This is a genomic window from Candidatus Poribacteria bacterium, from assembly GCA_026706025.1.
Taxonomy (GTDB): Bacteria; Poribacteria; WGA-4E; order WGA-4E; family WGA-3G; genus WGA-3G.
Genome location: JAPOZO010000072.1, coordinates 55,030 through 81,374, shown reverse-complemented (window position 1 = coordinate 81,374; position 26,345 = coordinate 55,030). Strand labels below are relative to the sequence as shown.

Here is a 26,345-nt window from a genome sequence, read left to right as displayed (position 1 = left end):
GCCTCCGCAAGGTCCTAAAACAGCAGGCAGTTTCTCCCGAACCTGTAGCGAAAGAAACTGAGTATTGAGAGGTTGGCAAAATTGGGTAAGAACCTGGATAGTCACATCATCAGGAAGTTCAGAGGTGCTTTCCCATTTGAAGGCAATGGAAACATAGCAACCCTTTGGATGTGATTCTCAGACGCGACACCCTGTCGCGTTGACATCCACCGTGGTTGTTGTCTTTTTTTCATCTAAAAAAATGCCAGATTAAAAACTTTTCACGTGAGGTGTTAAAATGAAAAAATGTATTGCCCCTGTTTTGATTATCCTGTTATTCACTTATTCTGTTATGCCTGCTTTTTCAACAGAAACTGATATTTCTGCGAAGGCTGTTGCGGATGCCAGAAAAGACGCTGCGGCGGATATAAATAAAACCCGATGGTTTTTCTATGGATGCTGTTTTGGGCCAACAGGCTATATAGTTGCTATCAATGCGGGGGTTGAAATACCCGCACAACGACTGATCGGAAAATCATCTGAATATGTAATTCGCTATTCTGCAGAATATCGCCGAAAAACAAAGACATTGCGCAACCGTTCTGCATTGATAGGTTGTATCGGCAGCACGACTATCGCTGGGTACGTGATTGTTGAGGCACTCTCTTCTGGGGAGGAAATCGCAGGCAGACTCTATTTCAGACTCTTTGGCGATACTCGCCTCGGAGGGTTTTAAGGTTTCTTGAATGTCAACGTTATTGATACACAGTTTGGAATTAACAACATTGCCAAAGCAGTTGTTTCTTGGTATATGCGATGAGAGATAAAAACGAAAGGAAGTGACCTTTATGACTCGCAAAATCGCTCTGTTTATGACAGGTGTCTTGTTTTTGAATATCGCATTGAACTGTTTTCCGCAAGTGGTAAGTGTGGAATATCAGGCGAAAACCGATGCGGAAGCCGATGCAGAGGCGAATTTTGATAAATCAACATGGTTTATGATCGGGGCACTTGGACCTATGGCATGTATCGCTGGATACGCTGTCGGTTCACTGATAGCCCCTGAGCTCTCGCCAGACTACGGCATCTATGCTGGCTATTCTCTCTCGCCTATCGATCCGAATGACGCACAGTTTGGTGGTGCCGTTATCGGTTTAGCTGCCGGTTGCCTAACGTCACACCTTGTGATGCGCTTCAGCCCGAGACACCCGTCGCCTGAAAGGTTGCTCGGAAAATCACCTGAATACATTCAGGCTTACACGGATACATACCAAAGCCAAATGCGATCGCTTCAGTCAAGATCGGCAGCTGGCGGTCTGGCATTCGGAACGGTTGCAGGGTGCTTAATACTCTATGGGGTTTCCGAAAATTAACAATTAGCAAACTATGGCGATCGGAGGACAACCCAATTCAACGGCATTCGGACTGACAAATGTATCGCTAACCGTCATCAAGCAACTTTTTACATAGGTAGCAACTTCGGTTATTTTTACAGAAACTGCTCCGGTTCTGCCAAGTCAATTTGAACAACCCACGGTTCGCCCTAAAAACTGGTAGGAGGAACCTTTTGGTTTCAATACTTTCTCTAAAACGGACAGAAAACCAAAACTGATACTCCTACCTTGACAGTGCCTCTCAAACGTGATATATTGCTTGGAAAACTACTCCAGTCATCTTGAAGAATAGGAAAGGAATTTCAGATATGGCGACACATCACTTTGAACCGACTGTCTACTACACAGCAATCGGCGCGCATGAACCGGTGCTACATATTGAGAGCGGAGACACCGTTTTCACAACAACGGTGGATAACGCCGGATACGATGCCACAGATACACAGGTCACCGAGAGAGGCAATCCACAAACAGGTCCTTTTTATATTGAATCGGCGGAACCCGGTGATACATTATCAATCCATTTTGACCGGATCCTTCCAAACCGAAAAATCGGGAGGACGGCTATGGTCGTCGCTCCGAATGTTCTTGATCCGCACTACGTAGCGTCCGAGATGCCAGAAGGCGGTCTCGCTGAGTGGCATGTGGATGTGGAGAAGTGGACAGCGACGTTGATGACCCCAGAGACGCAATTGGGTAAACTCACGCTACCACTTGAGCCGATGGTCGGATGTTTCGGTGTTGCACCACCGCGTGGGCAAGCGATCTCGACAGCGACCTCCTCTACACACGGCGGAAACATGGACTATCGCGGTTTTAAGGAGGGTGTCACCGTCTACTTGCCTGTCTTTGTCCCTGGCGCGCTTTTTCATCTTGGCGATGGACATGCCGTACAGGGTGACGGTGAAATCGTCGGTACCGGCATCGAAATCTCTTTTGACGTGCAGTTTACTGTTGAAGTCCTTAAAGGCAAAAGCATCAACTGGCCCCGTGCCGAAAACAGTGATTACATTCTGACAGCGGGCAATGCCCGCCCCTTGGATCAGGCGGTACAACACGCAACGACAGAACTTCTTCGGTGGTTGGGTGAACTCGGTTTGGAGAAACGCGCAGCCCACATTCTATTGGGGCAAGCCGTAGAATATGATATGGGTAACGTCTTCGACCCTGCGTATACGATGGTCTGCAAAATCAAAAAGTCAATATTACGCGATATTGGGATTATGTGACGCGTTTGATGTGATGTTAAGGAAAATTGCGCTGCATTTAGCGGAACAATTGAGATTATCCTTTGTTGTTCTGCCGCCAACTAAAGGAGATTGGAATTCGCAGTAAGGATGGGGATATCCTGAGTTTTGAAATCGCTGTCGTTTGTTATTAAGGTGAGTCCGTTGTTTTTGCAGAGAGCCGTTATGACCTGATCGTTGAAGTCAGAATTGCCCGCGGCATAGTCAGTAAGCAAGCCATCCATTTGCAGTGTTACAAAGCCACTCTCGATGCGTGAGCAGTGGCTTATAATTTCCCTAACACCTGCAGTAATATCTTCAGCAACAGGTTTAAAACCTGTGCTGTTGCGAAAATCTTTGAACGATTTGATATGCGGGGCGACAGCTCGCCATTTCATCCGAGCATAAGCGTTGATGAATTCTGAAACGACAAGAACATCAACATAAATTCGACTGTTCGCTTTCAAGATACGTTCAAAAACCTCGGAGTAGATTTGTTTCCAACGGTCTCTGGGTTCCCGTGGACTGAACAGATACAACCAAATATTGGCATCCAGAAACAATTTGTCTTTAGAGGTGAAGTTGTGATGGCGCACCTCCATTGCTTTATACATCACCAACCTCATCGCCCATTACTTCTCGTATCGCTTGGTTGAATCGTTCCGGGTTTTTGAAGTACAACTTGGCATTGTTAACAGCACTCCTCAACAATCTAAGGTCGTCTGACTTTGCATCCTCTACCTTCAATAGAGATTGTATTTTTTCTTCACTAAATGTGCCATATAACTGACCGATCGCGGCACTTAAGAAAGCCCCAGTTAGTGCCGTAACATTATGAAACGAGAGTACAACCTCTTGATTCGCCCTCAGTGCAGCGTCAAGGTGCTTATGAATCTTCTCCCCATCGTCGGAGGCAACACAGAAAGGGCTGCCTACGACTTCAAACATGGATATTCTAATATCTTCTGACATAGTTATTTCCTTAAAAATGTTTTTCTGCTTCTATACTCTCAACACTCCTACTCACTATTGTACCACAAAAATCCCCGGAATTTAAAGAAAGACTAACGGACGTTCTAACAACCACTTTAAGATTTATTCATATCCAATTCCGCCATAGACCTGAGATTCAATAGCGGTGTCATCACACCACCTGCAGCGGGGAGAACGACCCCCGTATCGTAAAGTTTCATCGCAGAGATGGTGGCGTGCGCGACATCTTCAGGCGCGCCGGCGCGGACCATAAAGATATACCCCTTCTCCGCGGCCTCCTCATAATCGGGAATACGGACGCGCGAGAGGTCTGTATCAATCACACCCGCAGCGATGCCGTTCACTTTAATACCGTGTACTGCTAAGCGTCCAGCGTAGGCGCGCATACTCATCTCCAACCCTGCTTTTGAGATACAATAGGCGGTGCGATTGTCGGATGCCACTGTATCAGAAATCGAGAGCGTATAGATGATACACCCGCGAATCTCGTCCGCTACCATATAGTTTGCGACGCGTTGTGTGAGGAAGTGCGTCGCCTTGAGGTTGGTGTTGACAATCAGATCAAACTGTTCGGGTGTCTCCTGAAGAATATCAGCGATACGGGTGATACCGGCATTGTTGATGAGGACGTCCACCTTCCCGAAAGCCTCGTGTGCGGTGTTAAGCAACCTCTCGTGTGAATCGAGGTCGCTGATGTCGGCTTGAATAATAACTGCTTTTCTGCCGAGTGCCTCTACCTCTTGCTGCACGGATTCAGCGGCATCACGGTTTTGGTTGTAATTGATAAGCACATCAGCACCTTGACGCGCTAATTCAATAGCGATTGCGCGTCCGATGCCGCGGCTGGAACCTGTCACGATTGCGGACTTGTCTGTGAACGAAACATCTGTTGCAAAAAATCCGAGGTCTGTGTTTGTTGACATGTTGTTTCTCCATAGGTATCAACTAAGGTTTGTGCCTAAAATCCGGTGCGATTAGGAAATCGCACCTACCGGGCCTGGGTAAGGTTTGTGCCTAAAATCCGGTGCGATTAGGAAATCGCACCTACCGGGCCTGGGGGGCCTTTTAATCTGAGTATGGATCTGCGGCATCGCGGAGGGCATCTCCTAAGAAGTTAAACGCGATGACAACGACGAGCACCGGCACGGCTGGGAAAATGAGCCATGGATAGTGAAGCAAAACGGTCACGCGTTGTGCCTCTTCTAACAGCACACCCCAACTCGTCATCGGGGGACGGATGCCCAAGCCTAAGAAACTGAGCGCGGTCTCCCCTAAGATCATGCCGGGAATGGCGAGCGTCGCGATAACGATGATATGACTATAGCATCCCGGTAGTAGGTGCTTTGTGATGATATGCCAATGTCCTGCGCCTGCGGCACGTGCTGCCATAACAAAATCACTCTCCCGATACGCCAAGACCTTTCCACGTACCTGCCGTGCCAATCCGCCCCAACGGATAATCGACAGAATAATCGTAATCCCGAAATAGATTTGGATACTCGACCAACCCGGTGGAAGTGCGGCACCGAGTGCCATCCACAGTGGGATGTCAGGGAATGCTGAGAGTACCTCAATAATACGTTGGATCAGATTATCGACCCATCCGCCCCAGTATCCGGATACAGTGCCGAGGATAGAACCGAGAACGATGCTCAAAAAGACACCGACCAAGCCGAGTGTCATCGACACGCGCGCTCCGTACATGATCCGTGAAAGTAGATCGCGCCCCATCCGGTCGGTGCCTAATAGGAACATGGGTCCCTCGGAACTGAAGAGATGTCGCCTGCCGTCGGCATCTTTGAAAAAGAATTTAACGGGATACCATCGCGTTATATCTTTAGTGAATTCTAACTCAAGGCTTTCTGGGTTGCGCACGGATTTCAAGCCGTAGACATAGAAGCCGTATGAGAATGAGAAATGGAGACGTTGCGGTGGGACGTGCCGCAGGCGCATGTTGATTTCGTTGTAGTGATAGGGCGCGAAGAAGTCAGCACCGATAGCAAGGATATAAAAAATCAGCAAAAGGGCACCCGCGATGACACCCATCCGATTCTTGCGGAACCGCCGCCATATCAGTTGACGGTAACTCAGCTGCCCTCCATCTGTCCAAGGGTCGCCTGCGTCCTCAATCTCTTCTGCTGTCTCGATTGTAAGTTTCATATTTTTAAAATATTGGGTTTCTACTCCGATTTTTCCGATTTGATCATCAACTCGTGCCTTTCTATATTATGTTCGGAGTCGAGTTGATGGTCAAAAAATCGGGTTTCTGATGAAAAATAGTGAGTGACCGTAGCCTGAAACGAAGTGGAAGGCAGATAAACGGAGTGGGACTTCAAGTGTCAAATCCACCTAACCGAACCGCAAGGTAATCGAAAAAATTATTCATAGCGAATCCTCGGATCTACCCAAGCCAAGGCTATATCAGCAAGCAGGTTACCGATAACCAGAAGAAGGCTCAGCATCATAATCAGCGTGCCAGCAAGGTAGATATCCTCATTCAGTAGACTGCGTAAGAGAATCGGTCCGACCGTCGGCAATCCCAACACAATTGAGACAATCGCTGAACCGGAGAGGATACCCGGTAGACTCATCCCTAAAATACTGATAAGCGGATTAATCGCTATCCGCACGGCATGTTTCCCAACCACGACGATTTCTTTCAACCCCTTTGCGCGTGCAGTTTGAACAAACGGCTGCCCTAACACATCAAGCAGGTTGCCGCGCATGATACGCATCAAACTCGCGGTTCCGTTAATACCAACGACAATCACTGGAATCCAGAGATGTTTGAAAAGGTCGCCCAGTTTGCCCCATGTCCAGGGCGCGCCTTCATAGTAAGCCGAGAATAACCCAAATAGGGGGACACCGAAGATGTCAAACGCAAACACCATCAACGAGAGTGCCAAGAGAAACGCCGGTATCGACATCCCGACAAAACTCAGGAAGGTTAGAAAGTTATCTGACCATTTATATTGATGTGTTGCGGAATAGATACCGAGGGGGATAGCGACAACGTAGGTAAAGATGAGCGATCCGACGGAAATAAGGAGCGTAAAGGCGATCCGATCCCATATCAGTTCATCGACTTCGCGTTTATACTCAAACGACTCACCGAAATTACCGCGCACAAAACCACTTATCCAGATAAGGTAACGCTTCCACAACGGCGCGTTCAGCCCATAACGTTCCCGCAATTCCTCGACTTGTGCGAGAGAACTGCTATCGCCGAACTCCTCCTCTAACCGTTGGATTTCACGGTCGAGATAATCGCCTTGCGGGAGTTGGATAATAATGAAAGAGATGATAGAAATCGCCAAAAGTGTCGGAACAGCGATGAAACATCGACGAATGATATAGGTAACTATGGGTGTGTCTCCTGTTTTATTGGCTATCAGCAGTCGGCTGTCAGCAGTCAGTTAAGAGGGTTTTAGACAAATCGAACATCTCTTCTCTGACCGCTGAAAGGTTTTTTGTAGAAAAAACCGCCCTGACGGCTGATGGCTGACGGCTATTCCTTAGATATCCAACACTGTTCGGGATAATGGGTCGCTGGTGTAACAATTGCCCACGGCCCTAAAATGCCATCGTTTGGCACGTTGTGGAAATGGTTCGAGACGACCAAGAGCGACGGCGAACGTGCTGCGGAACCGAGGTGAAAGGGTCCCTCGTCAATGTGAATCCTAACAGCATCCCGAACGTATTGGTGCCGCTGTTTCTCGTCAGGTTCGCGTTTAATTGCATCGTATAAGTCAAGCAGTTTCTTTAGCGGCCCTGTGGGAGGTTCCCCCTTTTCGCCGCCTGTTTCATACCATTTCCCGACCTTCGGGTGCCAGTACTTCGCGAGCGTGGGAAACACCCAGTCGGGATAAGTAAAGAGATCCATCTCTGCTTCACCGTGCATGCTGATTGTGAATTTACCGAGCGTCCGACGCAGACTCAATTCGGCACCGGGTGGCGTGTAGAGCAAGGTCTCCAAGCCGAGTTGTTCCCAACCCTCTTGAATAATCAGTCCGATGTCATTCTCTTGGCTGTTGAGATTGGAACTCGGCACGTCCATGAGCATCTCAATCCGTTTGCCATCTGGACGTAGTCTATAACCGTCTTTATCACGTTCTGTGAGTCCCATCTCATCAAGGAGACGGTTTCCGGCAGCGATATCAAAGTCTGCATCGGCGCGTTTCCATTCCTCAAAGAGCGTCTGCCCGTCTTCATCAGCAAAATGCCATCCCTCTTGGCTAACTGTTGCTGCCTGGGGTTCCAACAATCCACGCCATGCGATTTCGTTACATTTCACGCGGTCAATACCATAAGCGAGTGCCTTGCGGAACCTTTGATCGCGGATGAGTTTTCTTAACACAGGATCAGGTGCTGTCCAGTTAATCAGGATAGCAGGTTGCGCGCCAGCCGTGCTTTTCCACCGCCGGACCTTATAGCCACCCTTCTCTTGTCCTTTCAGATAGAGGGCAAGATCGCGGAGTTCCATCCCGCGGTATTGGCAGTCAATCTCGCCCGCGAGGATTTTAAGCACGCGCACTTGTGGTTCGGGGACTAAACTCGTCTTGATTTTGTCGATGTAAGGGAGTTGTCTGCCGAGTGTATCGACGACATAGTAATACGGGTTGCGTTCAAGTTCAACACGAAAGCCACCCTTTTCGTATTTTGTCACCCGCCAGGGCCACAACGTCGGACGCGCTGGGTTTTGATGTGGGATATTTTCTTTCTCGAATCGGATGAAATCGGTATACGCTGAGTTGCTGTCCGGATGGAACTGCTGCATGTAGTGTGCTGGGATGTTGTATTGATTGCACCACCAAAAACCGGTCGCCAACCAAAGCGGTACGAGCCAGTTGGGACCAGCGAATTTCATCACAATTGTATGATCATCGGGCGTCTCAACTTCCATCGGGATACCGTTGACCTTACACCAGACAGGCGCGCCGTACTTGTGTCGTTCATCAAGGCAGAGTTCATAATAGTAAGCGAACGAGGCTGAAGTATAAGGATGCCCATCCGACCATTTGACCCCTTTACGTAGATGCAACGTCAGCATACTCCCATCTTCATTAAACTCCCACGACTCTGCAAGACCGGGTTCCAAACCAGAGGCATCAAATTTCCAACGAATGAGCGGTGCATATCCTGCCGTCATCTTCCACGTCCCTAAATCTGGATGCGTATGGAACCGGTGCCACGTCCCGCCATAAGGCCCCGGGCGTTCATATCCGTCGAAATCCGTTTTAGCGACAAGCGGATTTTCTGGCAGCCGTTCTGACAGCGGTGGGAGTTTGCCCTCAGCGACCCGTTTTGCCCACATCGGTGCCTCTTTCGCCTCAATTCCAAGCGGGAAACCGGAAACATCTTCTAACGGGTTTCCCGAACATCCGATGATGAAAATTAGCAAGATAAACAGTGCTTTAATAAAAAGCAAAGTTGTAGTCTGATGGATTTTTGTTGGCTTTTGCATTTTAAGCGTCCTCTTCACGCTTTTCAAGGGAGTCAGTGAACGTATTTAGGTCTTGAGATACCTTTGCAAAGAGTATGTCAATTGATTTTGCATGCGGTATGGTCTTTTCATATTTTAATTCTTTGCCGTAGATGTTGTTCACCTTGTGACGGAATTCCAAAAGTTCTTCCAGTTCGCTGCGTGTATTTTCGGAAATCACTGGACGGCGTTCTGGTCGTTTTTCTGCCATTTGTGCGAGTAGATTTTTATGCCATTGACTCCCGGTTGGTACGTGCATATCCACCTCACGGGCAATCCGCAGAAATATGTTCTCTATACCCCTATAGACATCGGCAAGATCCGTAGCGATTGTATTTTCAATAAATTCTGTGACATCAATGGGAACCTCTTCAATCTTTTCCAATCCCCTATGGATTCTTTCAAGCGTTCCTTCTATTTTATCAAATTCATCGTTGATGCGTTGTGTGAGTCTCTTTCGGTTCATTTCGTAAATGTCTCCGTCCTCTGTCGGGAAAACTTGTCGTTGAAGGTGTTTGTAAAGTGTCTGCCACAATATAGGACGCGTCCCTTTTTCGATGGGAATCGCTTGGTGTTTTACACGTTCTCGGAAAAGCCCCTTCAACCTATCAAAATTGATGAAGTCTATTTTGAACGGAGCATCGAAATATATAACCTTGCCGTACGCTTTATCGTAGGTATCGTCAGAGAGTCCTGACACAGCGATATCAATATCCGATCCCTTTGTGAACCACATCGGTTCTGTAAGTGATCCGAAGACGAAGACTTGGCTTGCGTTGAACTCGTCATAAAGCAGCATCGCCACCTCATGCGCGGTATGCCACGCCTCGTGGAGCAGCCCTTCATCCATTACTCGGTTCTTCCACACCGCTTCCAATCGTTTTCTGCATGCCGCGAGTTCATCTGGGGATATTTTTTCCGTTGACATCATTAAACTCCCTGTAACTCCAACGTATCGCTATGGTGGCAAGCCACCTGAACACCCGGTGTAACCTCTCGGAGTTCTGGTGTTTCCTGTTTGCATAGATCGGTTGCGTAGCGACATCGCGGGTGAAAATAGCATCCAGTCGGCGGTTGCGAAGGATCAGGTACATCCCCCTCAAGGCGAATATGCTCACGTTCACGCTGCGCATTCGGATCCGGGAGCGGCACCGCGGATATTAACGCTTCTGTGTAGGGGTGCTTCGGCGATTCATAGAGCGTTTCAGCATCGCTAATCTCGACGATTTTGCCGAGATACATGACCGCGACACGGTCGCTGATGTGTTCAACAACGCTCAGATCGTGTGCGATAAAGATATAAGAGAGATTGAATTCTTCGCGGAGTTCTGCCAACAAGTTGAGAATCTGCGCTTGCACCGAGACATCTAATGCCGAGACGGGCTCATCTGCGACAATGAGTTCAGGTTGGAGTGCTAACGCACGCGCAATGCCGATACGTTGACGCTGCCCACCGCTAAAGGCGTGTGGGTAGCGGCGCATATCCTGTGATCGCAAGCCGACGGATTCAAGTAATGCCACAATCCGGTCTTGAAGTGCTGTCCCTTTCTCGGTGCGGTTGACACGCATCGGCTCCCCGACGATATCCGCGACCGTCATCCGCGGGTTGAGTGATGCGTGCGGGTCTTGGAAGATCATCTGGATGCGTTTCCGAAAAGGTTGCATCTCGCGGTGTGTCAATTTCGCCAGATCTACCTGTTCCTCACCGAAAATGAAGCTGCCACTTGTCGGTGGTATGAGTCGGAGCAGGCAGCGTCCAGCAGTCGTCTTTCCGCAGCCACTCTCGCCGACGAGCCCAAGCGTTTCACCGCGGTTCACGTCAAAACTGATCCCGTCTACCGCTTTTACATAGCCGACGGTGCGTTGGAGGATCCCTTTCTGGATAGGGAAGTATTTTCGGAGGTCGTTGACCTGAAGCAATTTCGTATTTTTAACTATGGGCACCTGGGCATCGTTCCACTTCGTTTCACGATGGTGTTCGGGTAATTCTGACGCGACTCGGGATATGTCTGGTCTTAAATTCGTCATTGTACATTTCTTATCCTTGTAGGTCTGTGTGAAGCCAGCATCGCACAGCCTGTCTGCTATTGTCTCCATTTCTATTGAGTATCTCAAGTTCGGGCATCTGCTCACATTCTGGCATCCGTTCAGGACACCGTGGTTGAAATGAACACCCTGTCGGCAGTGCCAACGGATGTGGCACTGTCCCCGGTATAGAGGGTAACGCCTTCTGCACTGTCCTACCGAGAACAGGGATAGATTTGAGGAGTCCTTGTGTATACGGATGCAGCGGATTATAGAAGATGTCATCAACACTCCCGCTTTCAACGACGCGCCCTGCGTACATAACAACGACTTCATCAGCGAGATCAGCGATAACGCCAAGGTCGTGCGTGATCAGCATAATTGCCATCCCCATTTCCGCTTGAAGTTCTTGCATGAGGCCGAGTACTTGTGCTTGGATCGTCACATCAAGCGCGGTTGTCGGTTCATCTGCGATGAGCAGCGCGGGTGAACAACAGAGTGCCATTGCGATCATGACGCGTTGGCGCATGCCGCCTGAGAGTTGGTGTGGGTATTCATCGACGCGTTGCGCGGGGGCAGGGATACCGACGCGTACAAGCATCTCAATGGCACGTTCGCGGGCAGTTTTTTTGTCTACCTGTTCGTGTAGGGCAACCGCTTCGGCGATCTGGTCGCCAACGGTATAAACCGGATTAAGCGATGTCATCGGTTCTTGGAAAATAATGGCGATTTCGTTGCCTCGGATTTCGCGTATCAACTCGCTTTTCGGTGGTACCTGTGCGATATCCAACGGATTAGCATCGCCATTTCGATGAAAAAGAATCTCACCGGCTTCAATTCTGCCCGGCGATGGCACGAGTTGGAGGAGTGAGAGCCCGGTGATACTTTTTCCACAACCGCTTTCACCGACAACGCCTACGGTCTGTCCACGTGCAATAGAGAAACTGACATCGTTCACGGCGTTGACGATGCCATCATCTGTTGGGAAAACTGTCTTTAAGCCAGAAATTTCCAGAAGCGGTTCTTGATAAGATGTTTCTTGTGATACAGCCATTTTTAATTGTCGCGCGCTGGAGATCACTCCTACAAAATTTAGCCTATTTTACAGAAAAAAGGGTTGTGTGTCAACTGTTTTCTCCAGGGCCATTCAATTTTAAGAAATTATTGGATTGGACATCCTTTTTCCAGAATCCGGTGTGAGATCCAGCGAAATCCAGCGAAATCCAGCGAAAATTTCAGCGATTTTTTAAAAAACATAACGTATATTTAGTATTTTTGCCTGCGAGAAATACAATTGAATGACCCTGACTGTTTTCTCTAAATTTACTTGGCAAGTGTTTAAAAAAAGAAGAGCGCGGTTAGAAACCGCGCCTCCAATAGATGAAAAATAAATTAGTCTACTGTGGTTAAACAAAGCACATGGTACGGATGTGATTCATGGATAAACATCTTGGTGAAAGGTATGTGTTGTCCAATCTAATTTTCGAGTTTTAGCAAATGCGCTTTGATTGTGCTTAACCTCAATCAAAAGGCTACAACTCTGTTTTAATGTGATTCCAAAACACGGTTAACTTTTCGCTCACCGTGCCTTGCAAATAATTAGCAACACTGGCTTCACCTATTTGTCTATTAGCGTCTACGGTGTCCGTGTGCCATACCTTCGATGAAACTCGCGCTGGGTTAAAGAAGTGATTACGCTCATTTTGGACAGCAATTACCGCCTGCTCCGACATCTGTCCTTCTTCGGTGTGTGTCTCGGTATCTTTAAGCACCGCCCACGGAGATGTGGAGATTCTAATGTTCTGGAGCATCGTCTTTTTCATCGCTATCAAGCCAGATTCTGGTTCGGATGGGTTTGTAAAGAACGCAAATTTCGCGGCAAAACCGGAAAGGATAAGAAAGAAAATTAGTGCGGTAGCGTTAACAACCCTCGGAGAGATATCCAACTTCAACCGATCAAGGCACCATGATAGTGGATTCGCAAAAAATGCCAATTGTCTCCGTTGATGGAATTCGCGTACGCGCTCCTGAATATTAACCGCCAATTCTGGTGGGGTAACAGGTTCATCTGCGCTCTCCAATACACTCGCAGTATGCCATAGTGCTTCATACGCCATCTGACATTCTGGGCAGCTCCGAAGATGCTCCAAAACCGCACGCCGCGACGTTCCTGTAGAAACTCGATCTATTGCCTCTGGACTTTCTTCTATGACGAAGTGAGGCAAATTCTTAAGAGTCTGTTCGCAATTCATTGTGATACCCCTCCTTGAAGATAGTATTTGCTCAGCTTCCGCTTGAGATTTTTCAATGCTTGGTTCAACCGAGAGGCAACTGTGCCTTCTGAACATTTCAATATCTCCGCAATTTCCCGATACTTCATGTGTTGCATGTAATAGAGCGTGACGACCTCGCGCTGCTTTGGCGGTAACTGACCGATGGCATCTTGAACGACCTCATTCTGCTCAGTTTTAATCGCCACGCGTTCAGGTGAGTCATTCTCAGAAGCGGGACCATGGATTTCCGCCTCTCTGGTATAAGCGGTAAGCTTGCGCTCATTCGATTGCGATTTACGGATATACTGCTGGCATGTATTGATGCCGATACGATATAACCAAGTGCCGAATTGGGACTGAAATTGGAACGTTTTAACGGACTTGTACGCCTCTAAAAATGTTTCTTGTGTCGCATCAGCGGCATCATCGGGATTGCCGAGCATCCGGTAAGCAAGTCCATAAATCTTTGAATGGTGCCGATTGACGAGCTCGTTGAATGCCTCGACATCACCTTCTACCGTTTGGTGTACGTACACATCATCAGGAATCATATCAAACTCGCTTTATCAAGTTGTTGTTTAGTTTGTTGCATTGACATCAACTTCCCTTCACTTTTTTTAAAGTGCAAACGCCTTTATAAAACGGGATCTTATTTATTTGTTGCATCCAAACTAATTTTTCTTTATTTTTTCTTATGACTAATTCTTCGGCGAACGCCACGCGTGGCAATGTCCCGCGAAACGTTTTAGTGAACTACTTTTAACAATGATTGCCTGCGGACGAAGGACTGTCGCATAAGATGTCAGCAGCGCAATCGTGTCGAGCAGCGAATTGTAGCCGGACATTCCAGACATATCGATGTAAATTTTGCTGAACGGTTCACCGAGATCGAGTGCTGCTCTAACATCGAAGCCGTCAAGTACCGCAAAATCGAGTGCGGGATGCCTTTCCCGCGCGCGTTCAATACATTTGGAACTGATGTCCGTGCCAATAACTTTTTTACAGTGGGGTGCGATCAAGGTTGTTGTTGTACCCCACTCGCAGCCGATTTCCAATACAACATCGTTTGCGTTTACCCAGACTGGAATCGTCTCGCGATATTCTCTAACGCCGCGGGTCGCGATGAAATCGGTATGTCCTTCAAATAATTGATTGTGGGTTGCCATAAAAATCTTTGATATAGGCACGCTACGCGGCTTCACACGCCTCACAGACCAAGGCAAAACGTTTGGTGCCGTTCGTTTCAAACTCTGTTTCGTAATCATAACTGACTGGAACATTTGAGTCTCCGCACCAATCACAGCGTCCAGAGAAAGTATGCGCTTTCTGTCCTAACAGCATCTCTTTTTGCTCTTCAACTTTTCGGGTAGCAGCGATGAGGTCAAGCGCACGCTGGCGTAACTTGGGATCGGTTTCCTCTTTAGCGATTTTTTCGAGGAGCGGTTGGAGTCTCGGATCGTTCGGGTTTCCGCCATCATCAAGCGTGTGCCATGCCGCTTTGCGGACGCGTAGGTCTGGATCAACCATGCCTTTGTAGAGTGCCACCCAAACTTTGTCAATGCTCTTCCGGACATGACACGGACAGAGATTGTCCATCGCCTCGACGCGATCATCGGCGTTGGAAGAGTGGGCAAGTTCAAGATAATATTCAACTTCGTTGCCACGCAAGCGATCTTCACCGCGACGATGCACTTTCTTCTGATGCTTGTTCATGCCTCTCATTTTTTTTTGTTTCGGAATTCCATGTTTCGGCATCTGTTCCTCCGATTTTAGATAGTGTAACACAAATTTTTCGGTCTTTTCCAGTTAATCAACAAATGTAAAAATACACAGAGCTACCTCCGCAAGCCTTTATCTTTTTAATCTTCTCAACCATGAGAAAACTCCAGTTTCATAGGCTAATCACGTTGTCGAAAACAGAGGTATGAAGTTCTTTTCTTCTTTGCATGAAGGTCGTGATACTACATCAACCTTGCACTCCAATCTATCCTCTAAAAATCGTTGGAGATTGACATGATCCATCAGATCGGCACCGTCATCAAAATCTACCAAGAGATCCAGATCACTGTCTGCGTGGAAATCACTCCGAACATGCGATCCGAAGATGCCCGTAATCTCGGCTTTGTATTTCTGGCGGATTACGTCTTTCAGCTCTACCATTGTTTGTCTTAAGTTTCCGATCATATTAAGACTCCTTGCGTTGAGAATTCATTGGATGGACGGAGAACCCACGGCGTGTGACTACTACTTTGTCTTATGCGCGGTGAACGGCGGACGGCATCCGGTTACCACTTTGTGCTTTGGACGAGTGCCTCGATTTCATCAATTTCTTTCGGGACACCGCTGGTTAGGTTTTCGTTGCCGGATTCTGTGACGAGGATGTCGTCCTCTATGCGGATACCGATGCCTAAGTACTTCGGTGGAACACCTTTGGTACCTTCGGCGACATAGAGTCCGGGTTCAATTGTCATCACCATCCCGGGCTGGAAGGTCTTGAAATCGCCGTTCGCTTCGCGGACACAGTTGACATCGTGTACATCTAAGCCGAGCATGTGTCCAATCCGGTACATGTAAAACTGCCTGTATTTATCTTTTTCTATCAATTTTTCCGCTTTCCCTTTTAGAAGCCCAAGACTGAGCATACTTTCTGTTAACAACTCAATTGACTTTTGGTGTGGTTCGTCAATGGAAACACCCGGACGGATACCGTCAATAATTGCATAGTGTGCCTCAAGGACAAGCTGATAGATTTCTCTCTGTGCCTCGGTGAAAGTGCCGTTTGCCGGGAAGGTCCGGGTCACATCTCCAGCGTACCGACCGTACTCCGCACCTGCGTCAATAAGTACGAGTGTTTCGTCTTCAATTTGGCGGTCATTTGTTGTGTAGTGGAGCGTCGTCGCGTTGCCACCACTCGCCACGATAGTCGGAAAAGCGGGACCGCCAGCACCGTTCATGCGGAACGTGGATTCAACGAGGGCTTCTAAATCATATTCATACATCCCCGGTCGAACTGCTTTCATTGCTGCGACATGACCCGCCACTGTAATCTCTGTTGCCTTCTGGATGCGCTGCAGTTCCGGCTCATTTTTGATGAGTCGCAGTTCGCTAAGAATAGGGCTTGGGTCAACAAGCGTATCAAACCCTTTTCCTGAACGAACGCGTGACCTGACAGACCGCGTGAAAAGGCTCAGAATTTCGGTATCAACATCCTCATTGGAGCCGAGGGTATAGTAAAGCCTTTTGGCATCCTGTAGATATTTTCCAATTTTTTCACTGAACTTTTCTATCGGATAGACTTTATCTGCGCCGTAGTGTTTACGGGCATCTTTAACGCCGACGCGCTTACCGTTCCAAATTTCTGCCTGTTTATCTTTCGGACGAACAAACAAGATATATTGGTATTTTGAATGCTCGGGGGCAATAACACAAATTGACTCCGGTTCTTCAAACCCCGTCAGGTAATAAAAATTCGGATCTGGGCGATAAAGATATTCGGTGTCGTGGTTCCATCTTGCAGGCGGTGCGCTGGCGAAGATAGCGACACCCCCACTTCCCATTTTTTCAATAAAGGCTTTACGATTCTGTTTGTGCAAGCCGTGTCCTCCTTATGAATATTTTAGAGATACCCAATAGGTGTGCCGATTTTGCCGACAATACCGCCACTCGCAACCATCGGGTAGATAGGTTTTGCCCAGAAAATACCGTCAACTGGTGAAAATATGGATTCTCGGACATTGCCAAAGACATCGCAGATATCAGCAACCGGCTGAGATGCTGTAAGGTGTTCATACAATTCCGCTCTATAATAGACAAAACCGCCTTCGTTGCTGATGAGCGGCGCGAATTTTTTGACAACGATTTGCTGGTCAGGAATCTCCGGCGTTCCAGCAATAAAATCATAGTATTGTAATACATTGCGCACGCCGCGCACGCCTTTTTTGATGCTTATTGCGTCCCATCCATGAGTCCCACCCAATTCTGGATCAATCGTTGGGATACCAATCTCTGGTGCTGCTTGTGCAAGTTGCCCCTTCGGACCCTTCTGATCGAGAATGTGTCCGATACCGAAAACGCGTGCAAGTTCAAGGCAGGCATTGTGAAGTGTATGTTTTTCGCCAACGCGGACGCGAACCTCATCTATCATTGGATGTACGCCGCCTTGGTGCAGATCGAGGCAGTAGTCCGCTTGCTGAACAGCGTGTTGAAAGAGGTTATAAGCGATCCGTTCACTTGACGTGCCGTCCCGTCTGCCCGGGAAACAGCGATTCATTTTGCGACTGTCCACAGGGCTGAGTGCCTGTTTGGCATGGAACGCGTGAAAATTGACAAGCGGCACGGCGATAATCTTGCCGTGCAACTGCTCTGGCGCGACCGTTTGGAGAATGTTGTGAACAACAGCGATACCGTTGAGTTCATCTCCGTCGCTAATTGCTTGGATATAGAGTGTTTTGCCTAGGGACCTCCCGTTGATGAGTACAACAGGCAGTCGGACAGCCGTTCCGTCAGGCATCGTGCCAACTTTGAGATGACCTTCCGTCCGAGTTGCAGGTTCGGCTACCAGTTGCCCAACCACCAAGCTGCTATGGCGTATATTATTCCTCATGATGGGTATTTTAGCACAACGGGTAAAAAGAATCAAATGTTTTATGAGAGGGATAGCTGTCAGTTATCAGAAGAATAGTCGTCAGTTATCAGTTGTCAGTTATCAGTCTGGTTTTTGATTCTCTAAAATCTGCTTGTCATGGTCGTTATCCATTATAGATAACGACGGTTACAAAGAGACATTGGAGGATCGGAAATCTCTTAACTCGCACTGCGAGGCAAACTGATAACCGATAACTATTAAAAACTTGATTTCAAGGCGATCTTCTGGTAAACTTATATGCATCATGAACACTGAAAACCTGAAAAAAATTGCTGCAGAAAAAGCGACAGAGAGCGTCCGATCCGGTATGATTGTAGGGTTGGGGACAGGGTCCACCGTCTATTACGCGCTCTTGAAACTCGGCGCGATGGTGAGTGAAGGACTTGATATTATTGGCATCCCTACCTCCGAGGGCACTGAGAAAATCGCGTCAGCACAAAAGATACCGCTGACAACGCTCGCGACACACTCTACCATTGACCTAACTATTGACGGTGCCGATGAGGTAGATGCCCATCTTAATCTGATTAAAGGTGGTGGTGCCGCGCTCGTTAGAGAGAAGATCATCGCTAACGCTTCTAAAGAGATATTAATTGTCGTTGACGAAAGCAAGCTATCACGTGTCCTCGGCACGACATTCCCACTCCCTGTGGAAATCGTACGGTTCGGATGGGAAGCCACCCAAACCGCTGTTAATCGGATTTGTGGGGAATCAACATTACGACAGAACACCTCACAAGGCGGAGACGCATCGCCACTCATCACCGACAACGGCAACTATATCCTCGACTGCCACTTTGATGGTATCCCCGCACCCGAAGAGGTAGAGATGCAGCTAAACAACATTCCGGGTGTGGTAGAGAACGGGATTTTTGTGAATCGTGCTGACAAAATCATCATCGGCACGTCTTCTGCTATCGAGTATATGGAGTAGCATCAATGCTTCGACACACGATCGTGCTTTTCTTACTTGTATTTGCCTCCCTCACGGTCTCTAACCCCGTTAGGAGTGAAGTGTTTACGGGGAGTGGGTTGGTGGATATTCCAACGGGTCGGGTCCTGAAACACGGCGTGTTCGAGGCAGGTACGTATCTCGGTTTCCAGCAACGGATGATGGACCGTTCTACGACAAGCCTTGGTGATGCCGTTGCGATTCGTCTCAACTTTGGGTTGTTTGACCGAGTTGAAATCGGACTGACACAGTTATGGGAAGAACACGGTTCAGAATCCTCTTCTGATCGGACCGCGAGTTTGAAGTTCCAACTCTTAGAAGAGCCAGAGGCAGGGGTAATTCCGAGTGTGGCAATCGGTGTAGAGAGGCTCGGCAACAAGATTTTCGCATCGGATTCGGAAGCAGAAGTTGGTGAAACGCCTTCCGCTTTTCTTGCTGTCAGTAAAACTTTTAACTTGCCGCGGATACATCGATTTTCTGGGCACATCGGAATTGGCACGCAGCGGTTTGCGTCTGAAGAACAACCTATAGGCGTGTTTGTTGGACTGAGCAAGGCGTTCCGACCGGCTTTCGCGAGGGGCGACATTACGACAAGTTTGGAATTCGATGGTGCGGGTATGAACTTAGGTGTGCGATACTTAGCATCGAGCGGACTTCAGGTTGCACTCGGTGCTGAAACCTTGAACAACCCAGACGAGTTGCGTTACCTCGCCTCTGTTTCGTGGACGAATGCGCAGATACTTGAGCAGATTGATGAAACGAGACGACTCATCACACGCGCGACAGAACTTGCGGTGGAAGCAAAACGCGCGAGGGCAAAAAAGAAGTAGATGGGTAACGCTACTGCGATGCCTTCATCTCAATAGATGCCATTACATTTTGGAGCGATGTTAGGAGTTCGGACAAAAAATCTTGCGGTGGCACGAGTATAATTTCGATCCTCCGATTTTTGGCTTTCGCCTCCGGCGTTTCGGCGGTATCTATGGGTTGATAGAAGGCATATCCAGTTGCAGCCAAACGTTCTGCACTAACGTTGGCGTGTTCTTGCAAGTACTTCACTGCTGCGATTGCGCGTTCGGTGGAAAGATTCCAATTCCGCAGTGCTGAGCCGCCGATAGGTGTATTATCTGTATGTCCCTCAATCCGAATCGCGTAATTTGAATAGTCTACGTTTAGCAACACTTCTTCCGCAATCGCGTCCAGAAGTTCTTTTCCTTCGGCACTCAGAATCGCACTGCCTGTTTCAAACAGAATTTTTCCTTTAACATCAAGTGTCAACCGTCCTGCCTCATCCAACACAGCACCCACTGTATCTTTAAACCGATCTTGGATAGCGGTAATTGAACGTTGCGATTGCTCCCGAATCCTCTGTAATTCAGATTCAATCTCAGTGAGTTTTGTGCGGAGACTCTCTTTTTCACTTTCAAGCGCGCTTTTGTCCTGCTGGAGCGCGTTCCGTTCCGCTGCGATTTTCCGAGCGGCTTCGCTTGCATTTTGTAATATCTCTTGCGTTTGACTCAATTCTGAACGCGTTTTCTCCAGCGTGGCTTGCGTTTCAGCTAACTTCTTTTCCAGATCGGTTTTGGCGGTTTCAGTTTCTTGCAATGTGGCTTTGGTCGTAGCCAATTCAGCTTGCGTCTGTTCAAAATTACTCGAAACTAAATGGAGTAGTACCGCCAGAACGATGGCAGCAACAGCAGCAATACCAATAGCTATAACTGCGAGAATTCCTTTTTTAGACATTTAATTCTCCTTGTAGACTAAGGATGGCTTCAAAGTTATCATTTTTTGAGGTCTTGTTGTTTTTCTTTATGCCGCAAGTCGTACAGCGATGTGTCAGGATGTAATTGCCGTGCTTTACAGTAAACGCTACCGGTTTCATCAACCCACGACAGGACGCGGACCGGTCGCCGGGATTCACGTCAACATGCTGGCTCCAGAGACATTCTGGACAGTGGTTGGTGTAGCCGTCTCCTTTGACGGAGGTGCCACACTGGGCGCAGGTGAAATCTTCAATGTGGCGTTGAAATTTTTTGTTCACTGGTCAGTACTCATATTCTTGCCTTGTGCGAGTCGGTCTAATGTTCGTTTTAGACTTGGCGACACCGAGGCGGCGCGTTCTAAATTCCAGTGCTCTTGGACGAATTCACTCAAAAGTGTGTTATATTGATTGCCTACGCTGAGTGTTGCGCCTTGTGCCGGCACCAATGCTTCACGGACAGCCTTCTTTTTACTTCTCCGGGCAAGTGCTAAAAGAAACTCTTTGGGATTCAAGATGTTGTCTGTCGGCGATGGGATTCGATGCGAGGGGACAGATAGAAAGTCCGCAAATCCCATCCGATCCGCCATCACCCAAGATTCAACCTCCATAACTGCCACACGAAAGAGAAAACTGGGATTAAGAGCACCTCTGATCCATGAGCGGATAAGTCCTGGTGGACACTCCTTGGGCGAGTCTAAATCTGTCAACAAAAAAATGGATGCCCCATTAGCGGATCTATTGAGTTCGGGTGCTTTTTGTCGAAGAGAAACATTTCCCTTACCTCGAATTGTGTACCAGATTTCAATGTCAAAATGCCCAAGAATTTGCGTTGAAATTGATTCACTAAGTTCATCCTCAACTGCCAGGATTATGTTGGTTATGCTCATTCTGGTAAAACCAACCCTCCAATATGCTTTGGGTGGGTTTGCGGGAGTACAACTTCGCCTACAGTAAACCCATTTTCAAGGAGAATGCGGACATCATCTGTATGGGACGAAACCCTGACCAGTGTCCCTTCCTTTGTAGGTGTTAGTAAAAGCACCTCCCTACCATCAATACCAGGTTCTATAAGGAATGTATCACTTTGTGTACTAACCAATACTTGAGATCCTCGGTTTCTTTGTAGGCGAGAAATAGAAGGCGCGAGTTTAGAAACAATGCCCATGTTTAAGGAGAGTTCTGGTTCTTCTAATAATATTATTGAGTCGGTTTCAAGCAGAGACCATAGGAGTCCAATCAGCCGAAGCACTCCGTCCGAAAATTGGTCTTCGCAATGCCCTTCCTCGGTTGGGTACCAGTGGGAATAACGCGCTCGTAAATGCGGTCGTCCTATTTTGTCGCGAATAAATTCTAATTTTTCAAACTGCGGGACAGCGATTTTGAGGGTACGTTCAATCCTTTTGAGACGAGCGCGGCGGGTGCTCGGATGCACACTCGCGACTCTTTCAAGGAAAGCCTGACCAAAAGGGTCGTCTTCAATAATTTTACCTTGTATCGAATCAGCGAAACGAATGAGTTGCGGTACCAGATGGAGATAGGTGACATTCCGAAGAAATCCTCCAATCTCTCGAAACTTCGCATTCGCAGCGATCTGTTCAAGCGCGGTCTGCGTAAGACGATCTGGATCCTCGTTGTCCTCCGCATCGGGTCTATTAAGGAGGAGTTCCCCCTCTCTCCAGACGCGTTCGTATGTGAGATAGGTCTGGCGAAGCCCACGCGGTTCCTGGCGAAATCCTACACCATATCGCCATGTTGCAGGAGCATCTGGCGTGTCGGCGATATGAATTTCAATGGAAACCTCTACATCCTGTGTCGCGGACAGGCACCGAATTTTGGAGACACCACCTCGGTCACTGATTGCTTTTTGAAGTCCGCCACCTTCGGCTTTGGCGATATCGCGGAGAAAGCGAAAGATGTCCAGCAGATTGGATTTGCCAGAAGCATTCGGACCGACGATAAACTGCCGCTCTCTAAGCGGAACATTAATTCCTTGAAAATTCCGCCAGTTCTTTGCGATAAGCCGATTGATAATCATAACAGTAAGTTTCCCCAAATAGATTTTCTGTAAATGCGATATGAAAATGATAACATACCCAAGGCACGGAATCAAACCAAAGCGGACGGTCTGTCTATCCTTAGACAGGTAGGATAACAAGAAAATAACGCCTAATGAAACTTTATTTAAACGTCTATAAAGGATTTGACATCCCACAGCAGGATTGTGCCATCAAAACCGCCACTTGCCAGTAGCGTGCCATTGGGTGAAAATGCCAAGGATTGTACGTCTGATGTATGTCCCCAGAAGGTATGAATATTCTCACCGGTGGCAACTTCCCATAATCGGATTGCCATCTTCTCCATCCCTTTCTGCCACCAAGTGCCGGAGGCGAGATATTTTCCACAAGGCGAAAAGGCAAGGGCATACGTTCGGTGATTGTTTTCAGGTTGCCGGATTGTGCGTAACGTTGTTAATTGCTCAGCACACCAGAAGCGGATTTCGTTGTCCATTCCGCCAGCAATTATCTTACCACACGGTGAGAACGCGATTCCCATAATTGTGTGAGGTGCGTCCAGAGGCAGTGTGGCAATTTCTTCACCTGATTTAACATCCCACAGACGGGCAGTCTCGTCATCTGACCCACTTGCCAGTTGTCTCCCATCTGGTGAAAATGCTAATGCCCGGATGTGCCCGGTATGTCCGGTAAGCAATGTTGGTTCCTCTGGGTGCTGGAAACTCCATACATAGAGTGTGCCTTCTCTGCTCCCCGTTGCGATCTGATTGCCCGTGGGAGCAAACACTTCGTGCCGCGCCCAATCTGGAGGTTTCGTAGATGCTGTGAATTCAGCAATAGGTTTGTCGGGTTTGCTGGTATTCCAGACCTTGGGGACTCTCTTGAGGTCGGTTCCTAAAACGTCTCCACAAGGTAAGACAGTAAAAGAATGGATAAATTTATCTTCAACTAACGTCTCTTGTATCCGTTTACTTTCAACGTCCCATAATGCGATACCGACCCCAGCGATACCCCTCCCAAGCCGCTTACTCGCGAGGGTTTGATTGTCCAGCCATACGACTTTCGGGTCGGGCCAGGGAAAATTAGGCTCATCAAGTGTCGGGAATGTTTGCGTCTTGCCATCTGATCGTTTATTAGATAGGGCATAAGCGATAGCCAGTTGTGGACATTTAAAAAACCATTCCGCACCAATGCTCCCTACCGAAAATTCAAGCACTTGTAGTTTTTCACGAGGTTCAACGTTCCATATTTCAATGGTCTGGGTTGCGCCGCTGCCGCCGAACACAGCAGTGAATAGCGTGCCTTCCGGTGAATAGAACGGTTGCTTCCAGGCTCTTCCAAACTCGTTATAAACCTCCGTTTGCACACCGTTGGCAATATCCCACACGCGCAGGCTATTATCTCTACTGCTTGACAAAAGAAATTCGCCACACGGCGAAAAAGTTACAACATCCACCCCATCGCTATGTCCTGAGAAATGAGAGATGCGTTCACCGGTTGTTACATCCCATACTGAAACACAGCGATCAACGCGATCGGTATCATCCAAAGTCTCATCAGCAGCCGCACCTGCCAGCAGGCGACTGTCAGGAGAAAAGGCAAAATTTCTACCCGCAAACTTGACAATTGCCTCACCTGTCTCTGGATGCCATACGTAAGTTTGATGACCTTCTCTGTCCGGATTCAGAACCCGTCCGTCGCGCGAAACTTTAGGGTTGTCTGCCCGAGCAGCGAGGCATTCACCATCCGGCGAAAATTTGAGTTCGGAAATATCATTGAGTTGGACTTCGTGCGCCCCTCGATCCATCTCTGCAATGCACGCGCCGCTATGAACATCCAATACTTTAACAACGCCATTTGAAGCAGCAATAGCAATCCATTTACCGTTTGAGGAGCAGGCAAGTCTTGCATCAGCATTGTGTCCTTCTATCTGCGTGACGCATTCTCTGCTTTGAACATCCAGTATTTTAATGATGCCATCTGAAGTAATGATAATCCATTTGCCATCATCGGAAAAATCGATGGAATTAACCATTCCTCTGTTCGTTTCCCACAATGAGACCGGGGACATTGAGGGTACATCATACCACCAGAGTCCCATGCCAGTCCCGACAGCAAAATATGTGCTATCAGGAGATACTTTAACATTACCGTGATTTACTTCCCCTTTTCCAAATCGGGCGATTGCGCCTTCCGGCAATGCCCATGTTGTTCCTATAGTGTCCCCTGGCACAACATTGAACGGGGCAGGTCTTCGGTTTTGCATTATATTAACCTCTTTTATTTTTTATTAAATGCGCTGAGGCACGGAGACCTCGCGCTACAGTGTATTTTAGTGTATTTTAAAGTTCTGCGCGTGTCATGAAGGTTGCGTAGATAGCGGAAGTCCGCACGAGATCGGGAATATGTACGCGCTCATTGATGGCATGTCCACCCTCCCCGCTCGGTCCGTAGCCGATTCCCGGCAACCCTGTATTGACGAAATAGTGCAAGTCTGTAAATCCGGTAGTGCCTTTAAATTTCGGTTGATTGAAACGGACGATACGCACTGCGTCGGCGAACGCCTGTGCTATCGGCGAAGCAGTATCCGTCAAACAGGGTTCGATGCGCAAGATTGCCCGTGCTTCCGCCTCTAAATCGGGGTAGTATTGGCATGCGCCAGAAATCGCTTCCCGCAATTCGAGTTCGGCAAATTCAAGTTCTTCATTCGGGGTAATTCGTCGGTCAATTGAGAACGTGACGCTTGCTGGAACAGTGTTGATTTTGTCGCCGTCGGTTCCGAGAAAGGTTCCACCGATGTTCAATGTGGGATAGCGGTCGCTACCGTCAGGAAGCTTAAATGCGCGCTCTGGTGATTTCAAATTCCGTTTAACCCGTTGGAGTGCCGTTACGAGTTCGGCAGCCTTCTCAAAGGCGTTTATTCCCTTATCTGGCTGTGCCCCGTGCGCCGCTTTGCCCTTAACTTCAATTTCTAACCAGAGTACGCCGTTATGCCCGTTGCCGATGTTCATCTCCGCACCACCCTCACAGTTAACAGCATAGTCCGCATTAACCAAGCCTTTCTCGACGATATACCCTGCCCCCAACTCCCCACCGGTTTCTTCGTCGCAGGTGAACGAGCATTCAACGTTGAACTTCGGTTCCGTGTCGGTTTCTTGGACAGCCTCAATTGCAAACAGGAGTGCAGCGATGGCGTCCTTCATATCGTCGGCACCGCGCCCATAAAGCCACTCGCCATCAATCTCACCGCTAAACGGATCGCCGAAACGCCACTCCCCTGCGACGGGAACCACATCGTAGTGTGCGTTGAAATGTACCGTCTTCTCTGCCCCTACGTCCCAACGCGCGATGAGATTTAACCGTGGATGGCTATCGGCATTGGGGATAACCTGTCCAGCACGCCGTTTTGGGACTTCGGCAATCCGGGTTCGCATGCCCAGTGCCTTGCATTTCGCCGCAAGCAGCCCAACAATCTCGGCATAATTCTCGCCCGGCGGATTGACAGTAGGAATCCTGACGAGTTCCTGCAGCAACGCACAAAGTGCGGCTTGATTGTCCTTGATGTAGGCTTGTACGGACATTTTAGATCTCCTCAGTCGCTG

Annotated in this window: 27 protein-coding genes; 5 read left to right on the top strand and 22 right to left on the bottom strand. The window is 48.3% G+C overall.

All coding sequences use genetic code 11. The features are described from left to right. Positions 1-277 precede the first annotated feature (277 nt). From OXH00_18305 to OXH00_18295, 3 genes are all read left to right on the top strand, one after another. Positions 278-715 (top strand): hypothetical protein, encoded by a 438-nt coding sequence (locus tag OXH00_18305; protein MCY3742972.1) that lies wholly within the window; start codon positions 278-280, stop codon positions 713-715. Positions 716-827: 112 nt separating this feature from the next. Continuing rightward, positions 828-1,352, top strand: coding sequence for a hypothetical protein (locus OXH00_18300; GenBank protein MCY3742971.1), 525 nt, complete (start codon positions 828-830; stop codon positions 1,350-1,352). Between the two features lie 329 nt (positions 1,353-1,681). Continuing rightward, entirely contained in the window at positions 1,682-2,602 is a 921-nt protein-coding gene (locus OXH00_18295; GenBank protein ID MCY3742970.1) for an acetamidase/formamidase family protein, read from the top strand. Between the two features lie 80 nt (positions 2,603-2,682). On the opposite strand, the gene OXH00_18290 is transcribed toward OXH00_18295, so the two are convergent. The 16 genes from OXH00_18290 to OXH00_18215 all read right to left on the bottom strand — a co-directional run bounded on the left by OXH00_18290 (position 2,683) and on the right by OXH00_18215 (position 17,975). Then, positions 2,683-3,213: a PIN domain-containing protein gene (locus tag OXH00_18290; protein ID MCY3742969.1), complete on the bottom strand. Its 531-nt coding sequence runs from the start codon at positions 3,211-3,213 to the stop codon at positions 2,683-2,685. Beyond that, positions 3,206-3,571, bottom strand: coding sequence for an STAS-like domain-containing protein (locus OXH00_18285; protein ID MCY3742968.1), 366 nt, complete (start codon positions 3,569-3,571; stop codon positions 3,206-3,208). The genes OXH00_18290 and OXH00_18285 overlap by 8 nt, the downstream gene beginning before the upstream one ends. A 116-nt stretch (positions 3,572-3,687) precedes the next feature. Further along, positions 3,688-4,515 carry an SDR family NAD(P)-dependent oxidoreductase gene (locus OXH00_18280; GenBank protein MCY3742967.1) on the bottom strand — a complete coding sequence of 276 codons (828 nt, stop codon included), beginning with the start codon at positions 4,513-4,515 and terminating at the stop codon, positions 3,688-3,690. A 142-nt stretch (positions 4,516-4,657) separates the two neighbouring features. After that, complete coding sequence (locus OXH00_18275) at positions 4,658-5,752, bottom strand: ABC transporter permease (protein MCY3742966.1); 1,095 nt, start codon at positions 5,750-5,752, stop codon at positions 4,658-4,660. Between the two features lie 218 nt (positions 5,753-5,970). After that, the gene (locus OXH00_18270) at positions 5,971-6,957 is read right to left on the bottom strand and encodes an ABC transporter permease (protein ID MCY3742965.1); all 987 of its coding nucleotides are present in this window, start codon (positions 6,955-6,957) and stop codon (positions 5,971-5,973) included. Positions 6,958-7,100: 143 nt separating this feature from the next. Continuing rightward, positions 7,101-9,056 (bottom strand): ABC transporter substrate-binding protein, encoded by a 1,956-nt coding sequence (locus OXH00_18265; GenBank protein ID MCY3742964.1) that lies wholly within the window; start codon positions 9,054-9,056, stop codon positions 7,101-7,103. 1 nt (position 9,057) lies between these two features. Beyond that, positions 9,058-10,005: a hypothetical protein gene (locus OXH00_18260; GenBank protein MCY3742963.1), complete on the bottom strand. Its 948-nt coding sequence runs from the start codon at positions 10,003-10,005 to the stop codon at positions 9,058-9,060. Beyond that, the gene (locus OXH00_18255; protein ID MCY3742962.1) at positions 10,005-11,102 is read right to left on the bottom strand and encodes a dipeptide ABC transporter ATP-binding protein; all 1,098 of its coding nucleotides are present in this window, start codon (positions 11,100-11,102) and stop codon (positions 10,005-10,007) included. Before OXH00_18255 ends, OXH00_18260 begins: the two co-directional genes overlap by 1 nt. Positions 11,103-11,112: 10 nt before the next feature. After that, positions 11,113-12,153, bottom strand: coding sequence for an ABC transporter ATP-binding protein (locus OXH00_18250; GenBank protein MCY3742961.1), 1,041 nt, complete (start codon positions 12,151-12,153; stop codon positions 11,113-11,115). A 478-nt stretch (positions 12,154-12,631) separates the two neighbouring features. After that, the gene (locus tag OXH00_18245) at positions 12,632-13,351 is read right to left on the bottom strand and encodes a zf-HC2 domain-containing protein (GenBank protein ID MCY3742960.1); all 720 of its coding nucleotides are present in this window, start codon (positions 13,349-13,351) and stop codon (positions 12,632-12,634) included. Beyond that, complete coding sequence (locus OXH00_18240) at positions 13,348-13,923, bottom strand: sigma-70 family RNA polymerase sigma factor (protein MCY3742959.1); 576 nt, start codon at positions 13,921-13,923, stop codon at positions 13,348-13,350. The genes OXH00_18245 and OXH00_18240 overlap by 4 nt, the downstream gene beginning before the upstream one ends. 147 nt (positions 13,924-14,070) lie before the next feature. Next, entirely contained in the window at positions 14,071-14,538 is a 468-nt protein-coding gene (locus OXH00_18235) for a class I SAM-dependent methyltransferase (GenBank protein ID MCY3742958.1), read from the bottom strand. A gap of 22 nt (positions 14,539-14,560) precedes the next feature. Then, a complete protein-coding gene (locus OXH00_18230) occupies positions 14,561-15,127 on the bottom strand; it encodes a HEAT repeat domain-containing protein (protein MCY3742957.1) in 567 nt (188 codons plus the stop codon). Between the two features lie 147 nt (positions 15,128-15,274). After that, on the bottom strand, positions 15,275-15,556 hold the full coding sequence (locus tag OXH00_18225; GenBank protein MCY3742956.1) for a nucleotidyltransferase domain-containing protein: 282 nt from the start codon (positions 15,554-15,556) through the stop codon (positions 15,275-15,277). 101 nt (positions 15,557-15,657) lie between these two features. Further along, positions 15,658-16,965: an aminopeptidase P N-terminal domain-containing protein gene (locus OXH00_18220; protein MCY3742955.1), complete on the bottom strand. Its 1,308-nt coding sequence runs from the start codon at positions 16,963-16,965 to the stop codon at positions 15,658-15,660. Between the two features lie 23 nt (positions 16,966-16,988). After that, positions 16,989-17,975, bottom strand: a complete 987-nt coding sequence (locus OXH00_18215) for a succinylglutamate desuccinylase/aspartoacylase family protein (GenBank protein MCY3742954.1) — start codon at positions 17,973-17,975, stop codon at positions 16,989-16,991. A 286-nt stretch (positions 17,976-18,261) separates the two neighbouring features. Here OXH00_18215 and rpiA point away from each other — a divergent pair, with 286 nt between their 5' ends. Together rpiA and OXH00_18205 are read left to right on the top strand one after the other, a co-directional pair. After that, positions 18,262-18,951, top strand: coding sequence for a ribose-5-phosphate isomerase RpiA (gene rpiA, locus OXH00_18210; GenBank protein MCY3742953.1), 690 nt, complete (start codon positions 18,262-18,264; stop codon positions 18,949-18,951). A 5-nt stretch (positions 18,952-18,956) separates the two neighbouring features. Continuing rightward, positions 18,957-19,799 carry a YjbH domain-containing protein gene (locus OXH00_18205; protein ID MCY3742952.1) on the top strand — a complete coding sequence of 281 codons (843 nt, stop codon included), beginning with the start codon at positions 18,957-18,959 and terminating at the stop codon, positions 19,797-19,799. A 10-nt stretch (positions 19,800-19,809) separates the two neighbouring features. Here the strand turns inward: OXH00_18205 and OXH00_18200 are convergent, their stop codons facing one another. The 6 genes from OXH00_18200 to OXH00_18175 all read right to left on the bottom strand — a co-directional run bounded on the left by OXH00_18200 (position 19,810) and on the right by OXH00_18175 (position 26,324). Further along, positions 19,810-20,712 (bottom strand): OmpA family protein, encoded by a 903-nt coding sequence (locus OXH00_18200; GenBank protein ID MCY3742951.1) that lies wholly within the window; start codon positions 20,710-20,712, stop codon positions 19,810-19,812. Beyond that, a complete protein-coding gene (locus OXH00_18195; protein MCY3742950.1) occupies positions 20,705-21,010 on the bottom strand; it encodes an RNHCP domain-containing protein in 306 nt (101 codons plus the stop codon). Before OXH00_18195 ends, OXH00_18200 begins: the two co-directional genes overlap by 8 nt. Beyond that, positions 21,007-21,618 carry a hypothetical protein gene (locus tag OXH00_18190; GenBank protein MCY3742949.1) on the bottom strand — a complete coding sequence of 204 codons (612 nt, stop codon included), beginning with the start codon at positions 21,616-21,618 and terminating at the stop codon, positions 21,007-21,009. The genes OXH00_18195 and OXH00_18190 overlap by 4 nt, the downstream gene beginning before the upstream one ends. Further along, entirely contained in the window at positions 21,615-22,766 is a 1,152-nt protein-coding gene (locus OXH00_18185) for an AAA family ATPase (protein ID MCY3742948.1), read from the bottom strand. Before OXH00_18185 ends, OXH00_18190 begins: the two co-directional genes overlap by 4 nt. 146 nt (positions 22,767-22,912) lie before the next feature. Beyond that, positions 22,913-25,009, bottom strand: coding sequence for a WD40 repeat domain-containing protein (locus OXH00_18180; GenBank protein MCY3742947.1), 2,097 nt, complete (start codon positions 25,007-25,009; stop codon positions 22,913-22,915). A 76-nt stretch (positions 25,010-25,085) separates the two neighbouring features. Continuing rightward, complete coding sequence (locus tag OXH00_18175; GenBank protein ID MCY3742946.1) at positions 25,086-26,324, bottom strand: ArgE/DapE family deacylase; 1,239 nt, start codon at positions 26,322-26,324, stop codon at positions 25,086-25,088. Between the last annotated feature and the right edge of the window lie 21 nt (positions 26,325-26,345).

Excerpts from the sequence above, each read along its gene's own strand:
- OXH00_18305 (MCY3742972.1), top strand. The coding sequence starts at position 278 with ATGAAAAAATGTATTGCCCCTGTTTTGATTATCCTGTTATTCACTTAT.
- OXH00_18300 (MCY3742971.1), top strand. The coding sequence starts at position 828 with ATGACTCGCAAAATCGCTCTGTTTATGACAGGTGTCTTGTTTTTGAAT.
- OXH00_18295 (MCY3742970.1), top strand. The coding sequence starts at position 1,682 with ATGGCGACACATCACTTTGAACCGACTGTCTACTACACAGCAATCGGC.
- OXH00_18290 (MCY3742969.1), bottom strand. The coding sequence starts at position 3,213 with ATGTATAAAGCAATGGAGGTGCGCCATCACAACTTCACCTCTAAAGAC.
- OXH00_18285 (MCY3742968.1), bottom strand. The coding sequence starts at position 3,571 with ATGTCAGAAGATATTAGAATATCCATGTTTGAAGTCGTAGGCAGCCCT.
- OXH00_18280 (MCY3742967.1), bottom strand. The coding sequence starts at position 4,515 with ATGTCAACAAACACAGACCTCGGATTTTTTGCAACAGATGTTTCGTTC.
- OXH00_18275 (MCY3742966.1), bottom strand. The coding sequence starts at position 5,752 with ATGAAACTTACAATCGAGACAGCAGAAGAGATTGAGGACGCAGGCGAC.
- OXH00_18265 (MCY3742964.1), bottom strand. The coding sequence starts at position 9,056 with ATGCAAAAGCCAACAAAAATCCATCAGACTACAACTTTGCTTTTTATT.
- OXH00_18260 (MCY3742963.1), bottom strand. The coding sequence starts at position 10,005 with ATGATGTCAACGGAAAAAATATCCCCAGATGAACTCGCGGCATGCAGA.
- OXH00_18255 (MCY3742962.1), bottom strand. The coding sequence starts at position 11,102 with ATGACGAATTTAAGACCAGACATATCCCGAGTCGCGTCAGAATTACCC.
- OXH00_18250 (MCY3742961.1), bottom strand. The coding sequence starts at position 12,153 with ATGGCTGTATCACAAGAAACATCTTATCAAGAACCGCTTCTGGAAATT.
- OXH00_18245 (MCY3742960.1), bottom strand. The coding sequence starts at position 13,351 with ATGAATTGCGAACAGACTCTTAAGAATTTGCCTCACTTCGTCATAGAA.
- OXH00_18240 (MCY3742959.1), bottom strand. The coding sequence starts at position 13,923 with ATGATTCCTGATGATGTGTACGTACACCAAACGGTAGAAGGTGATGTC.
- OXH00_18235 (MCY3742958.1), bottom strand. The coding sequence starts at position 14,538 with ATGGCAACCCACAATCAATTATTTGAAGGACATACCGATTTCATCGCG.
- OXH00_18230 (MCY3742957.1), bottom strand. The coding sequence starts at position 15,127 with ATGCCGAAACATGGAATTCCGAAACAAAAAAAAATGAGAGGCATGAAC.
- OXH00_18225 (MCY3742956.1), bottom strand. The coding sequence starts at position 15,556 with ATGATCGGAAACTTAAGACAAACAATGGTAGAGCTGAAAGACGTAATC.
- OXH00_18215 (MCY3742954.1), bottom strand. The coding sequence starts at position 17,975 with ATGAGGAATAATATACGCCATAGCAGCTTGGTGGTTGGGCAACTGGTA.
- rpiA (MCY3742953.1), top strand. The coding sequence starts at position 18,262 with ATGAACACTGAAAACCTGAAAAAAATTGCTGCAGAAAAAGCGACAGAG.
- OXH00_18205 (MCY3742952.1), top strand. The coding sequence starts at position 18,957 with ATGCTTCGACACACGATCGTGCTTTTCTTACTTGTATTTGCCTCCCTC.
- OXH00_18200 (MCY3742951.1), bottom strand. The coding sequence starts at position 20,712 with ATGTCTAAAAAAGGAATTCTCGCAGTTATAGCTATTGGTATTGCTGCT.
- OXH00_18190 (MCY3742949.1), bottom strand. The coding sequence starts at position 21,618 with ATGAGCATAACCAACATAATCCTGGCAGTTGAGGATGAACTTAGTGAA.
- OXH00_18185 (MCY3742948.1), bottom strand. The coding sequence starts at position 22,766 with ATGATTATCAATCGGCTTATCGCAAAGAACTGGCGGAATTTTCAAGGA.
- OXH00_18180 (MCY3742947.1), bottom strand. The coding sequence starts at position 25,009 with ATGCAAAACCGAAGACCTGCCCCGTTCAATGTTGTGCCAGGGGACACT.
- OXH00_18175 (MCY3742946.1), bottom strand. The coding sequence starts at position 26,324 with ATGTCCGTACAAGCCTACATCAAGGACAATCAAGCCGCACTTTGTGCG.